Origin of the sequence: Dietzia kunjamensis (genome assembly GCF_045689975.1) — a bacterium.
GTDB lineage: Bacteria > Actinomycetota > Actinomycetes > Mycobacteriales > Mycobacteriaceae > Dietzia > Dietzia kunjamensis.
Window position 1 is genome coordinate 561,947 of record NZ_CP143297.1, and the last position, 12,902, is coordinate 574,848.

Sequence of the window (12,902 nt, forward strand, 5' to 3'; positions counted from 1 at the left end):
GCGTGGACGACGCCGGCTTCGACGAGCGGCTGTGGGCCGCGTTCGCCGAGTCCGGTCTGCTCTCCCTGGGCCTGCCGTCCGCCCTCGGCGGGGACGACCTCACGCCCGCCGACATCGCGGTGGTGCTCGAGGAGGTCGGCCGCGCCGGAGTGGTGATCCCCGTCCTGGAGACCCTGGGCTTCGGCGTGGCGCCGATCGTCGCGCTGGGCACCCCCGACCAGCAGGCCCGGCTCCTCGAGGGCATCGAGGACGGCCGCATCCTCACCGCCGCCGTCGCCGAGCCCGGACGCCCACTGCCGCTCGAGCCCACCGTGCGGCTCGACGGTGGGAAGCTCACCGGGACCGCCACGTCGGTGCGGTATGCGGCCCAGGCCCGTTCGGTACTCGTGCCGGTGTCCACGTCCGAGGGCGCCGCACTCGTCGTCGTCGCCCCCGACGCCCCGGGCGTCACCCTGACGCCCACCCTCGGCTCCCTGGGGGTGCCCGAGTACGCGATGCGGTTCGAGGCCACCGAGGTCGACGACGACGACGTCCTGCGCGGCTCGGGATCGGAGCCCGTCCTCGAGGTGTTCCGACGTCTCGTCCTGTCCGCCTGTATCGCGCACGGGGACGGTCTCGTCGGCGGCGCGCTGGACATGACCGCCGGCTACCTCAAGGAGCGCCAGCAGTTCGGCAAGGCGCTGGGGTCGTTCCAGGCGGTCCAACAGGAGCTCGCGGACGTGTACATCGTCTCGCAGACGCTCCACGTGATCGCGCAGTCCGTGTCCTGGCGGATCTCGGAGGGCCTGGCCGGGTCCGGGGACCGCTACGAGTCCGACCCGACGATCGGCGCCTACTGGCTGGCGGCCGAGGGCCCGCGGGCCGTCCAGATCCTGCACCACCTGCACGGCGGGGTGGGCGTGGACGTCACCTACCCGATGTTCCGGTACTCCTCGGCGGTCAAGGACCTGGCACGGTTCGTCGGCGGCCCGCAGCTGCACCTCGACGCGCTCGGTGCCGCGCTCGCCGCGGACCCGGTCAACAGGATCGAGACGGGCGGTGCCGCCCCCGCCGCGGACGCCACCCCGGCCGACGCCGACGGCGCGTTCATCGACCTCACGCCCGAACAGCGCGCACTGCAGGCCGAGCTGCGTGAGTACTTCTCGACGCTCATCTCGCCGGAGGAGGCGGCGGACATCGCCACCACCCGTCACGGCGACACCTACGCCGAGATCATCACGCGCATGGGCCGCGACGGCTGGCTGGGCGTGGGCTGGCCCGCCGAGTACGGCGGCAAGGGCTTCGGCCACATCGAGCAGCAGATCTTCACCAACGAGGCCACGCGTGCGGACGTGCCGCTGCCGTCGGTGACGCTGCAGACCGTGGGTCCGACCCTGCAGAAGTACGGCAGCGAAGCGCAGAAGGCGAAGTTCCTCCCCGGCATCCTCGACGGGTCGATCCACTTCGCGATCGGCTACTCCGAGCCCGACGCCGGCACCGACCTGGCCGCCCTGCGCACGACCGCGAGGCGTGACGAGGCCACCGGCGACTGGATCATCAACGGTCAGAAGATGTGGACCACCGGCGGCCACCACGCCGACTACATCTGGTTGGCCGCCCGCACCGGGACCCCGGACTCGCGCCATCGCGGGCTGACGATCTTCATCGTCGACACCACCGACCCCGGCTTCTCGTTCACCCCGATCATCACCTGCGACGGCGCCCATCACGTCAACGCCACCTACTACTCGGACGTGCGCGTCCCGGCGGACATGGTGGTGGGCGAGGTCGACGGCGGCTGGAAGATGCTCACCACCCAGCTCAACCACGAGCGCGTCATGCTCGCGCCGTCCGGGCGTCCGGGCGGGTACTACGACGAGCTGGCCGCCTGGGCCCGAGGCACGGGCCCGGACGGGGTCCGCCACCTGGACCGGCCCGAGGTGCGGCGCGGACTGGCGGAGATCTTCGCGATCGTCCGGCTCAACGAGCTGCTCAACTGGAAGGTCTCCTCGATGGGCGAGAACCCGTCGATGGGCGACTCCGCGGCCTCGAAGGTGTTCTCCACCGAGGAGATCCAGCACGTCGGCCGGATCGTCGAGGAGCTGCTCGGCCGTTTCGGCGACCCCACCGATCCCGACACCGCGGCGCTGCAGCGCTGGTTCGACATGATGAACAAGCGCAACGTGGTGATCACCTTCGGCGGCGGTGTCAACGAGGTCATGCGCGAACTGACCTGCATGGGTGGCCTCGGCATGCCCCGCACCGCCCGCTAGAGACCATCCCCCTGATCCACCGAGAAGGTACCCATGAGTGACGAGCAGGCCGCCCGTATCCTCGCCGCCGCCGAGGAGGTCCGCGCCGCCGGCGGGAGCGCCCGCCGTGCGGGCCGCGACCCGATCAACACGCCGATGATCCGGAACTGGACCGAGGCGATCGGTGACACCAACCCCATCTACTCCTCCGAGGAGGCCGCACGCGCGGCCGGACACGGCGGACCGGTCGCACCGCCGGCCATGGCGCAGGTGTGGACCATGCGCGGGCTCGGGAAGACCCGTGAGGCCGACGACCCGCTGGGTCGGATGACCGACCTCCTCGACGCCGAGGGCTTCACCTCGGTCGTCGCGACCAACTGCGACTCCACCTACCACCGGTACACCCGCCCGGGCGAGGAGGTGACCATCGAGTCCGTCCTGGTGGACGTGGTCGGCCCCAAGACCACGGGCCTGGGGGAGGGTTGGTTCTTCACCACCCGCAACTACTGGCGCGTCGGTGACGAGGTCGTCGCGGAGATGGACTTCCGCATCCTCAAGTTCCGCCCCGCGGCGAAGCCCGCCGAGCCCGAGCCGGCGCCCGCCGACCAGATCGTCGCCAGGTCCGGCTCGGCCACCGACGACCTGGTGGTGGGCAAGGTCCTGCGCCCGTCGGTCTCGCACGACACGCAGTTCTTCTGGGACGGCGTCGCCGCCCACGAGCTGCGCATCCAGACCCGCGAGGACGGCTCGTTGCAGCACCCGCCCGTCCCGGCGCTGTGGAGGGACAAGTCCGAGCAGACCGACTACGTGGTCTCCTCCGGCCGCGGCACCGTGTACAGCTTCGTGGTCCATCACGCCCCGCGCGTGCCGGGCCGCACCAGGTTCCCGTTCGTCATCGCGCTGGTGGAGCTGGAGGAGGGAGTGCGCATGCTCGGCGAGCTGCGCGACATCGAGCCGGCGGAGGTCCGGATCGGCATGGAGGTCGAGGTGGAGTTCCTCGACATGCCCGGCGACTCCTCCGCCGACGCCGCGTTCGGCACCAAGCCGTGGACGCTGTACGCCTGGCGCCCGGCCGGCGCACGCCCTGTCGACCGTCAGGAATCCGCGGGGTCACCCGCAAGGACCGAAGGGGCCGTCAAGTGAGCGAGAACCGTACCGTCTGTCCGGCCACCCCGCCCGCCGTGGCGGTGGGGGACCGGCTCCCCGAGTTGACCATCGAGGGCACACCGACGTTCATCGTGGCGTCCGCCCTGGCGACGCGGGACTTCCAGGACGTCCACCACGACCGCGACCTGGCCCACGCCAAGGGGTCCAAGGACATCTTCGTCAACATCCTCACCGACACCGGTCTGGTGCAGCGGTTCGTCACCGACTGGGCGGGCCAGCGCGCCCGCATCACGTCCATCAAGCTGCGCCTGGGCGTGCCCTGGTACGCCTATGACTCCCTCACCCTCACCGGCGAGGTGACCGGGGTCGACGACGACGGGCTGGTGACGCTGAAGATCGTCGGCACCGACTCGCTGGGCGCGCACGTCACCTCCACGGCCACCCTCTACATGAACGGAGACCCGGCCTGATGAGCTCTCTCTCAGACAAGGCGGCAATCGTCGGCATCGGCGCCACCGACTTCTCCAAGGACTCCGGCCGCTCCGAGCTGCGGCTGGCCGCCGAGGCCGTGCAGGCGGCCGTCGCCGACGCCGGGCTGCAGCCCTCGGACGTCGACGGCCTGGTGTCGTTCACCATGGACACCAACACCGAGATCGCGGTGGCCCGGGCCGCCGGGATCGGCAGCCTGAACTTCTTCTCCCGCATCCACTACGGCGGCGGCGCGGCGTGCGCGACCGTGCAGCAGGCCGCGATGGCCGTGGCGACCGGCGTGGCCGAGGTCGTGGTCTGCTACCGCGCGTTCAACGAGCGCTCCGGGATGCGCTTCGGCCAGGTCAACTCGGCGCTGGTGCAGCAGGTCAACTCCTCCGGCACGGACAACGCCTTCTCCTACCCGCACGGCCTGTCCACCCCGGCCGGGTTCGTGGCCATGGTCGCGCAGCGCTACATGCACGAGTACGGCGCCACGAGCGAGGACTTCGGCCGGGTCGCGGTGGTCGACCGCAAGCACGCCGCGGCCAATCCCGCCGCGTTCTTCCACGGCAAGCCGATCACGTTGGCCGACCACCAGAACTCGCGGTACATCGCCGAGCCGCTGCACCTGCTCGACTGCTGCCAGGAGTCCGACGGCGGTCAGGCGATCGTGGTGACCACGCCCGAGCGGGCCCGCGACCTGCCGAACCGGCCGGTGTCGATCGCGGCGGCGGCGTCCGGGTCCGGGCCGGACCAGTACATCATGACCTCGTACTACCGCCCCGAGCTCGCGGGACTGCCGGAGATGGGCATCGTCGGTGACCAGCTGTGGGCGCAGTCCGGCCTGCGTCCCGAGGATATGGACATGGCCGTCCTCTACGATCACTTCACGCCGTACGTCCTCATGCAGCTCGAGGAGCTCGGCTTCTGTGGCCGCGGTGAGGCCAAGGACTTCGTCCGCGAGCTCGGCGCGCTCGAGGTGGGCGGACGGCTGCCGCTCAACACGCACGGCGGCCAGCTCGGCGAGGCGTACATCCACGGGATGAACGGGATCGCCGAGGGTGTCCGTCAGCTCCGCGGCGACTCGGTGAACCAGGTGGCGGGTGCCGAGAAGCTCGTCGTGACCGCCGGGACCGGCGTGCCCACTTCGGGGCTGGTGCTCACCGTCTGACAGGGGGCCCGGCGTTGGCGGCAGGGCTCGGGCTCGGCCTGCCGCCTGCCCGGCTCAGCTCTGGAGGCAGCCGCGCACGAACGACCCGATGTCCCGCACCGCGATCTTCGCCTCGGGGACGAGGGGGTGGAAGACCTGGAACACGTGGAACTGGTGGGGCCACAGCTGGAACTCGTGACGCACCCCGTGCTCGGCGAAGTTCTCGGCCATCTTCTCGATCCCCCCGCTGAAGATCTCCTCGCCGCCGCACTGGATAAGGAACGGCGGCCAGTCGGGCGAGGGCTCGTAGTTGATCGGGGAGATCGCCGGATCGTCCGTGTCCACACCCGGTGCGTACTGGCGACGACACAGTTCGGCCAGGCCCAGCGCGAGGAAGGGGTCTTTGCGCGCCCGGTCCCGCGCGGTCATGTCGGTGAAGTCCAGGTCGACCCACGGGGAGAGAAGGACGACGCCGGCGGGCATCGCCGCCCCGGTCCGCTCGAGGTGGGCGACCAGCTGCATCGCCAGATTGCCCCCCGCGGAATCTCCGGCGACCACGATGTTCTCGGCCGGGAAGCCCATCTCCAGCAGCCACTCCCACCCGGCGATCGTGTCCTCGGTGGCCGCCGGGTGCGGGTGCTCCGGGGCGAGTCGGTAGTCCGGCAGGAACACGGGGACGCCGGTCTCGCTGGCGAGCCTCGACGCCAGGGCCTTGTGCGACCACGGCGATCCGAACGTGAAACCACCCCCGTGGATGTGGAAAATGACCTTGTCCGAGTCGAAGAAGCGTTTGCGGCCCACCCAGAGGCCGGGCACGGGCCCGTCCCCGGACCAGTCGTTGGTGCTCTCCAGGGCGGCCGCCCGCCCGGCGCCGGAGGTCAGCGCACGCAGGCGGCCGAGCGAGACGTCCGTCGCGGGCATCCTGTCCAGCGCCGGGCGGACGAACATCCGCAGCCCTCCCGCGAGCCCGCGGGACCGCAGAGTGCCCTGCTCGGACGGGCCGTGCAGGGTCGGGCCGCTCCGCCGCGAGGGCCGGTCGGCCTCCCGCGCCGACGAGCGACGGCCATCCTGCGGCACGTCACCCGACCCCGTCGAACGCGGCAGCCGGAGACCGCCGTCGTACGGCGGGCCGGGATTTCTGGACCGTGATCCGCTCATGTTCGCAATGTAGGCCCTCCCCGGCCCCACCGCTGCAGCGACCTGCCGGTGCGGCCGCCTATAGTGAATAGAACCTGTTCCAGCAATCTGAAATCAGCGCAGGTCAGACCCGCGTCTGGACACGAGAACAAGTTCAGGTCACAATGTGAGAGACGACACAGTTAGCCCCCGCGTGCAAAGGACCCGCCCGATGACTGATGCAGCAGCCGACCAGTCCACCGATCCCCTCGCCGGGACCAATCCGGAGATGAACGAGGCCGCCGTCTTCGAGGCCGTGGCCGACAAGATCCCGGACAACCTCCTGCTCACGATGGACGGGGTCGACTACACCTACCGTCAGATCGACGAGCTCGCCAACCGGATGGGTCATCTCCTCAAGGCCCACGGTGCGGAGCCGCAGAGCCATATCGCGCTGTACATGAAGAACAGCGCCGAGCACATGGCGGCCATCGTCGCGGCCATGAAGATCCGGGTGGCCGGGATCAACGTCAACTACCGCTACACCCCGGCCGAGCTGGTCTACCTGTTCAACGACTCGCAGTCGGTCGCCGTCCTGGTCGACGCGGAGTTCGCGGAGACCATGGCCGCCGCCGTGCCCAAGCTCGAGACCGCCCGCACGGTCCTCGTCGTGGGTGGCGTCCCGCAGGTCCTCGCCGACGCCTGCGCCGAGAACGGCCTGACGGTCGTCGACGTGGACGCCGAGCTGCCGGGACAGTCCGCGGAGCGCGACTTCGAGCCCGTGCGCGGCGACGACCACTGGATCGTCTACACCGGCGGCACCACCGGGTTCCCCAAGGGCGTCCAGTGGCACATGTCCGACTACTACTACGCGTGCCTGTCCGGTGGTAACCCGTACGGCGACAAGCGGCACAGCCCGCAGGAGGTGGCGGACAACGTCTCGCCCGAGGGCGGTTTCAAGATCGTCATCTCGGCCCCGCTCATGCACGGCGCCGGCCTGTTCACCCTGCTGACCTTCGTCAACCTGGGCGGCCACCTGGTCATGTTCCGCGACTTCGACGCCGAGGTGATCGTGGACGCGACCGCCGAGTACAAGGCCCAGCTGCTGATGTTCGTCGGCGACGGCATGGCGGTCCCGATCACCGACGCCCTGCTCGCGGCCAAGGAGACCAAGGACTTCAGCGCCATGTTCATGGTCGCGTCCGGCGGCGGCATCTGGTCCAAGACCTCCCGCGACCGGCTGATCGAGGCGTTCCCGAACGTCATCATCCGCGACAACTTCGGCGCGTCCGAGACCGGCAACGACGGCGAGATGAACCTTAACGAGCAGGGTGAGATGCTCCTGGCCCCCACCCCGCGCCTCGGCCTCATCGACGAGTCGAACAACCCGATCGCGCCGGGTTCGGACGAGATCGGCTACATCGTGCGCCGCGGCCACGTCCCCCTCGGCTACTGGAACGATCCGGAGAAGACCGCCAGGACCTTCCCGGAGGTCGGTGGCCAGCGGGTGGCGGTGCTCGGTGACATGGGCCAGATCCGCGAGGACGGGACCATCGTCTTCCTGGGCCGCGGCTCGGGTTGCATCAACACCGGTGGCGAGAAGGTGTTCCCGGAGGAGGTCGAGCAGGCGCTCAAGGCGCACCCGGCCGTCCACGACGCGCTGGTCGCCGGTGCTCCCGACGAGCGGTACGGCCAGAAGGTCGCCGCGGTGGTGTCGTTCCGCGAGGGCATGTCGGCCGAGCAGGAGGAGCTCTCGGCGTTCCTGCGCGAGTCCCTGGCGAACTACAAGGTCCCCAAGGTGATCGTCGACGTCCCCGAGATCCGACGCTCGCCCGCGGGCAAGGCCGACTACAAGTGGGCCAAGGAGCGGATCTCGAGCAACTGACGCCTCACGGTGTCGCCCCTGTCGCCCACCCGCCCGACCGGCCGGGTGGGCGACAGGCGTGTCAGTCCGCGGTGAGGATGCGCCGCATCGCGCCCATCGGCACGGCGACCCAGCCGGGTCGGTTCCGCGTCTCGTAGACGACCTCGTACAGCGCCTTGTCGAGCGTGTAGGCCCGTAGCAGCGCACCGGTCTCGCGCGGGTCGGAGTCACTGACCTCGGCGTACCCCGCGCAGAAGGCGTCGACGTTGCGGTCGCGCCACTCGCGGGCCCGGAACCGCAGCTGCCGGTCCTCCACACCGACCAGGGTGTGCTGCGCCGCGTAGTCGAGACTGCGCAGGATGCCGGCCACGTCGCGGGCGGGGGCGTCGGCCACCCGTCGCTCGGCGAGGGGCGCGGCCGGCTCGCCCTCGAAGTCGATGACGATCCACCGGTCCGGGGCCCGCAGCGTCTGGCCGAGGTGCAGGTCGCCGTGGATGCGGTGCACCCGCACCGGGCCGGATCCCGCCACCTCGTCGAAGACCGCCCGGGCCGCGTCGGCGAACTCCGCCAGCTCCGGCACCTCCGCCACCGCCGCATCCAGGCGGGCCCGCATCGACGCCACCAGCTCGGTGCCGTCCCGGGTGCTCACCCCGGTCGCCGCCGCCAGGTCCTCGTGCACCTGCGCGACGGCCGCGCCCAGCCGGAAGCTCTCGTCGGCGAAGTCGGTGCCGACCTCCTCGGCGAGCAGGTCGGCCTCGGCGAACAGGTCGCGCACGCTCGCCGTGGCCATCGCCCACCCGTCCGCCGCCCCGGCCATGAACTCCTGGGCCATGGCGAGCGTGGTGGGCCCGGCCCCGGTGTCGCCGGCGGGGGTGTCGTCGTCGTCCAACTCCACCCATCCCCGCAGCGCCGCCACCGCCGGGCACTCCCGGTCGGCCAGCGCGGCGTGCAGCTCCACGTCGGGGTTCACGCCCGGCTGGACCAGCCGGAACACCTTGACCATGAGGTCGTCGCCGTACACCAGCGACGAGTTGGACTGCTCACCCTCCAGCAGCCGCCCCCACGTGGGCTCGGGCAGCGTGGCGCCGGGGACCAGTCGGAACCGCAGCCCGCCGACCTCGTCCTGCCCGGCCAGGTGGCGGAGCAGGGACTCGGTGCCGCGGGGGTCGCGCAGTCCGTCGTAGATCACGGGGGAGGCGCCCTCCGGGGTCAACGGGAACGCCCGTCGGTCACCCGGCAACTCGGCCGCGGTCGCGATCGGCACCTGGTAGCGCTGGGGCCGACCGTCCACCTCGAGATCCACCAGCAGGTGCTCGACCAGGACCCCGGGATCGTCCAGGAACACCTCGCGCCGGGTGATCCGCACTCCGGTGAGTTCCAGCCCCTTGCCGGCGAACCACCGCTGCTCGGGTAGCCAGTCGGTGAGCAGTCGGGCCAGGGTGTCGTCGTCGACCGGGGAGATACTCATCTCGGTCCCTCCTCCGGGCTGCGCAGTTCGAGCCAGTAGAAGCCGTACCCGGGCAGCGTGAGCTGGTACGGGTCGGCGTCGATCTCCGGGAACGGCACCCCGCCGGTGAGCTCGACGGGCTGACGACCAGCGTGCTCCGCCAGGTCCAGGCGCACCGCCTGCGGGAACCGCGACAGGTTGTTGACGCACAGGATCACGTCGGTGCCCGTGCCGTCGGAATCCAGCGAGCGCAGGTAGGACAGGATCGACGGGTTGGACCCGCCGAGGTCGGTGAACTCGCCCAGCCCGAACGCCGGGTGGCTCTTGCGGACGTGGATCATGCGCCGCGTCCAGTGCAGCAGGCTGGCGGTGGAGTTCATCTGCGCCTCCACGTTGACGCCCTGGTAGCCGTACTGCGGGTCCATGATCGCCGGCAGGTACAGCCTGCCCGGGTCGCAGCGGGAGAAACCGGCGTTGCGGTCGGGGCTCCACTGCATCGGGGTGCGGACGGCGTCACGGTCGCCGAGCCAGATGTTGTCGCCCATGCCGATCTCGTCGCCGTAGTACAGCATCGGCGACCCGGGCAGGCTCAACAGCAGCGCGGTGAACAGCTCGAGCTGGTTGGTGTCGCCGTCGAGCAGCGGGGCCAGGCGCCGGCGGATGCCGATGTTCGCCTTCATCCGCGGGTCCTTGGCGTACTCGGCGTACATGTAGTCGCGTTCCTCGTCGGTGACCATCTCGAGCGTCAGCTCGTCGTGGTTGCGCAGGAAGATCGCCCACTGCGCCGACGACGGGATGTCCGGGGTCTGGGCGAGGATCTCGGTGACGGGGAACCTGGACTGCCGCCGCACCGCCATGAAGATCCGAGGCATCAGCGGGAAGTGGAACGCCATGTGGCACTCGTCGCCCACCTCGGACTCGCCGAAGTAGTCCACCACGTCCTCGGGCCACTGGTTGGCCTCGGCCAGCAGCACACGCCCGGGAAACTCCTCCTCGACCACGGCCCGGCACTTGCGGAGGAACTCGTGGGTCTCGGGCAGGTTCTCGCAGTTGGTGCCGTCGCGCTCGAACAGGTACGGCACGGCGTCCAGGCGGAACCCGTCGATGCCCAGGTCCAGCCAGAAGCGCAGGACGTCGATCATCGCCTCCTGGACCTCGGGGTTGTCGTAGTTGAGGTCGGGCTGGTGGGAGAAGAAGCGGTGCCAGTAGAACTGTCCGCGCACCGGGTCGTAGGTCCAGTTGGACGACTCGGTGTCGACGAAGATGATGCGGGCCTCCGGGTACCGGGCGTCATCGTCCGACCAGACGTAGAAGTCGCCGTACGGGCCCGTCGGGTCCGCTCGGGACTCCTGGAACCACGCGTGGGTGTCGGAGGTGTGGTTCATGACCAGGTCGGTGATCACCCGGATACCCCGGCTGTGCGCCTGCTCGAGGAGCTCCACGAAGTCCTCGACGGTGCCGAACTCCGGCAGCACGGTGCGGAAGTCGCGGATGTCGTACCCGCCGTCGCGCAGCGGCGAGTCGTAGAACGGCGGCAGCCACAGGCAGTCCACGCCGAGCCATTCGAGGTAGTCGAGCTTCTCGATGAGCCCGCGCAGATCGCCGGTGCCGTTGCCGTCGGAATCGTAGAAGGCCCGCACCAGGACCTCGTAGAACACCGCGGACTTGTACCAGTCGTGGTTGATCTCGAGTTCGGTGGCGTGACGGTAGTCGTCCGCGCTGGGCTCGACGACGTGCCCGTCGTCGGTGAGCTCCGGATCGGCCGCACGGGGATCGGCGGGGTGTGACTCGGACTGAAGGCTGGGCTTCGGTGCCATGGGGGCGAGCCTACGGCCCCGTACGATCCGTTGCATGCGGAAAATCGACCCGGCGCGGTGGTATCGGGGCCGGCACGGTCGGCGCGCCCGTGCGCTCGCGGTGCGGCTCGACGGCGACGACGACGAGGTGGTCATCCGACCCTGGGAGCTACGGCTACCCCGGTCGGTCGTCTACGCGGCGGCCCGGTCCAGGGGCCTGGAACCGGTGGGGGGCACGCGGGCACTCGTGCAGCGGGGCCCCTGGCTGGACCCGATGCGGTTCACCCGCGTGGCGGTGCGGCGGTGAGCCCCGGCTGGGTGCTCACGCTCGTGGCGCTGCTCCCGCTCGTCGCGTGGGGGATCGCGGCCTGTGTGGTCGCGGTGCGCCGGTGGCTGCGTCGCCGGGGGGACGAACCGACGCGCCGACTGCGACTGGCCCGGATGCTGGGGACCGCCGACCTCGTCGTCGTCCCCACCTCCGACGTCGACCTGCCCGAGCACACCGTCCTGGAGGTCGCCTCCGACGCGCGGATGCGGCTGGTGGGCTACGAACGCACCGATACGCCGATGCGTCGCCGGGTCGGGGTGTTCGTGCGGATCGGGAGCGAGCTCGACGTGGTGATCCGGGGTGACCGGGCCCCCCGGTAGCGTTGCGCGCATGCGCATCGGAATGGCTCTCAACTACAGCGGCGGATTCGCCGAGACGGCCGCGGAGGCCGCCGACCTCGAGCGGGCGGGACTGGACATCGCGTTCGTCCCCGAGGCCTACTCGTTCGACGCGGTCAGCCAGCTCGGCTACCTCGCGGCCAAGACGTCCACCATGGAGCTGGCCTCGGGCATCCTGCAGATCTACACCCGCACGCCCACGCTCACCGCGATGACCGCGGCGGGCCTGGACTACGTCTCCGACGGTCGCTTCACCCTCGGTCTGGGCGCCTCCGGACCGCAGGTCGTCGAGGGTTTCCACGGCGTGAAGTACGACGCGCCACTGGCCCGCACGCGCGAGATCATCGAGATCTGCCGGAAGGTGTGGCGCCGGGAGAAGGTCGTCCACGACGGCAAGAAGTACCAGATCCCCCTGCCCGCCGATCAGGGCACCGGCCTGGGCAAGCCGCTCAAGCTCATCAACCACCCGGTGCGCGAGGACATCCCGATCATCCTCGCCGCCCTGGGGCCCAAGAACGTCGAGCTCGCGGCCGAGGTCGCGAACGGCTGGCAGCCGCTCTTCTTCCACCCCGAGAAGGCGCACCTGGCCTGGGGCGACGCGCTGGCCAGGGGCCGGGAGAAGCGCGATCCGTCGCTGGGCGAACTCGAGGTCTACGCGGGGCCCGCACTGGCGATCTGCGAGGAGGACGAGGTCCCCGGCTACCTGGACTTCGTGCGACCGCACCTGGCCCTCTACATCGGCGGCATGGGCGCGCGCGGCAAGAATTTCTACAACGAGCTCGCCTGCCGCTACGGCTACGAGGCCGAGGCCGCCCGTATCCAGGACCTCTACCTGGACGGCAAGAAGGACGAGGCCGCCGCGGCCGTGCCCGACGAGCTGGTCCGGTCGGTCTCTCTCATCGGCCCGGCGGGATACGTGGCCGAGCGGGTCGAGGCGTTCCGCGAGGCCGGCGCCACCACGCTCACCGTCACCCCGATGGCGCTCGACGCCCCGGGTCGCCTCCGGCTGGTGGAGCAGTTCCGCGAGCTCTGCTGAACCGCCCCACCAGCGCCG

Annotated in this window: 11 protein-coding genes and 1 pseudogene; 9 read left to right on the forward strand and 3 right to left on the reverse strand. The window is 70.6% G+C overall.

Annotated elements, in window-relative coordinates:
• Nucleotides 1-2: 2 nt before the first annotated feature.
• The 5 genes and pseudogenes from VZF99_RS02650 to VZF99_RS02670 all read left to right on the forward strand — a co-directional run.
• Nucleotides 3-935: pseudogene (locus VZF99_RS02650) on the forward strand (acyl-CoA dehydrogenase family protein); the annotation flags it as partial.
• A 153-nt stretch (nt 936-1,088) separates the two neighbouring features.
• The gene (locus VZF99_RS02655; protein WP_325768604.1) at nt 1,089-2,252 is read left to right on the forward strand and encodes an acyl-CoA dehydrogenase family protein; all 1,164 of its coding nucleotides are present in this window, start codon (nt 1,089-1,091) and stop codon (nt 2,250-2,252) included.
• Between the two features lie 33 nt (nt 2,253-2,285).
• Nucleotides 2,286-3,374 carry a bifunctional MaoC family dehydratase N-terminal/OB-fold nucleic acid binding domain-containing protein gene (locus tag VZF99_RS02660; protein ID WP_407335641.1) on the forward strand — a complete coding sequence of 363 codons (1,089 nt, stop codon included), beginning with the start codon at nt 2,286-2,288 and terminating at the stop codon, nt 3,372-3,374.
• Nucleotides 3,371-3,808: a MaoC family dehydratase gene (locus VZF99_RS02665; RefSeq protein ID WP_120284621.1), complete on the forward strand. Its 438-nt coding sequence runs from the start codon at nt 3,371-3,373 to the stop codon at nt 3,806-3,808. The genes VZF99_RS02660 and VZF99_RS02665 overlap by 4 nt, the downstream gene beginning before the upstream one ends.
• Nucleotides 3,808-4,980: a lipid-transfer protein gene (locus tag VZF99_RS02670; protein WP_407335642.1), complete on the forward strand. Its 1,173-nt coding sequence runs from the start codon at nt 3,808-3,810 to the stop codon at nt 4,978-4,980. Before VZF99_RS02665 ends, VZF99_RS02670 begins: the two co-directional genes overlap by 1 nt.
• 54 nt (nt 4,981-5,034) lie before the next feature.
• Here the strand turns inward: VZF99_RS02670 and VZF99_RS02675 are convergent, their stop codons facing one another.
• Nucleotides 5,035-6,117 carry an alpha/beta hydrolase gene (locus VZF99_RS02675; protein WP_407335643.1) on the reverse strand — a complete coding sequence of 361 codons (1,083 nt, stop codon included), beginning with the start codon at nt 6,115-6,117 and terminating at the stop codon, nt 5,035-5,037.
• A gap of 190 nt (nt 6,118-6,307) precedes the next feature.
• Between VZF99_RS02675 and VZF99_RS02680 the strand changes: the two genes are divergently transcribed.
• Entirely contained in the window at nt 6,308-7,960 is a 1,653-nt protein-coding gene (locus tag VZF99_RS02680; protein ID WP_407335644.1) for an AMP-binding protein, read from the forward strand.
• Nucleotides 7,961-8,021: 61 nt separating this feature from the next.
• Here VZF99_RS02680 and VZF99_RS02685 read toward each other — a convergent pair whose 3' ends face one another.
• Entirely contained in the window at nt 8,022-9,407 is a 1,386-nt protein-coding gene (locus VZF99_RS02685; protein WP_407335645.1) for a maltokinase N-terminal cap-like domain-containing protein, read from the reverse strand.
• Nucleotides 9,404-11,203 carry a maltose alpha-D-glucosyltransferase gene (gene treS, locus VZF99_RS02690; protein WP_185951184.1) on the reverse strand — a complete coding sequence of 600 codons (1,800 nt, stop codon included), beginning with the start codon at nt 11,201-11,203 and terminating at the stop codon, nt 9,404-9,406. Before treS ends, VZF99_RS02685 begins: the two co-directional genes overlap by 4 nt.
• Before the next feature lie 34 nt (nt 11,204-11,237).
• Between treS and VZF99_RS02695 the strand changes: the two genes are divergently transcribed.
• Genes VZF99_RS02695 through VZF99_RS02705 form a run of 3 tightly spaced genes read left to right on the forward strand, consistent with a single transcriptional unit; the run spans nt 11,238 to nt 12,884 of the window.
• Nucleotides 11,238-11,489, forward strand: a complete 252-nt coding sequence (locus tag VZF99_RS02695; protein ID WP_067711720.1) for a hypothetical protein — start codon at nt 11,238-11,240, stop codon at nt 11,487-11,489.
• Nucleotides 11,486-11,830: a hypothetical protein gene (locus tag VZF99_RS02700; RefSeq protein ID WP_182635985.1), complete on the forward strand. Its 345-nt coding sequence runs from the start codon at nt 11,486-11,488 to the stop codon at nt 11,828-11,830. Before VZF99_RS02695 ends, VZF99_RS02700 begins: the two co-directional genes overlap by 4 nt.
• Before the next feature lie 10 nt (nt 11,831-11,840).
• On the forward strand, nt 11,841-12,884 hold the full coding sequence (locus VZF99_RS02705; protein WP_407335646.1) for an LLM class F420-dependent oxidoreductase: 1,044 nt from the start codon (nt 11,841-11,843) through the stop codon (nt 12,882-12,884).
• The last annotated feature ends 18 nt before the right edge of the window (nt 12,885-12,902 follow it).

What these genes read in the sequence shown, in the direction of transcription:
- treS (WP_185951184.1), bottom strand. Translation starts at nt 11,203, where the DNA reads ATGGCACCGAAGCCCAGCCTTCAGTCCGAGTCACACCCCGCCGATCCC.
- VZF99_RS02675 (WP_407335643.1), bottom strand. Translation starts at nt 6,117, where the DNA reads ATGAGCGGATCACGGTCCAGAAATCCCGGCCCGCCGTACGACGGCGGT.
- VZF99_RS02705 (WP_407335646.1), top strand. Translation starts at nt 11,841, where the DNA reads ATGCGCATCGGAATGGCTCTCAACTACAGCGGCGGATTCGCCGAGACG.
- VZF99_RS02695 (WP_067711720.1), top strand. Translation starts at nt 11,238, where the DNA reads ATGCGGAAAATCGACCCGGCGCGGTGGTATCGGGGCCGGCACGGTCGG.
- VZF99_RS02660 (WP_407335641.1), top strand. Translation starts at nt 2,286, where the DNA reads ATGAGTGACGAGCAGGCCGCCCGTATCCTCGCCGCCGCCGAGGAGGTC.
- VZF99_RS02670 (WP_407335642.1), top strand. Translation starts at nt 3,808, where the DNA reads ATGAGCTCTCTCTCAGACAAGGCGGCAATCGTCGGCATCGGCGCCACC.
- VZF99_RS02680 (WP_407335644.1), top strand. Translation starts at nt 6,308, where the DNA reads ATGACTGATGCAGCAGCCGACCAGTCCACCGATCCCCTCGCCGGGACC.
- VZF99_RS02685 (WP_407335645.1), bottom strand. Translation starts at nt 9,407, where the DNA reads ATGAGTATCTCCCCGGTCGACGACGACACCCTGGCCCGACTGCTCACC.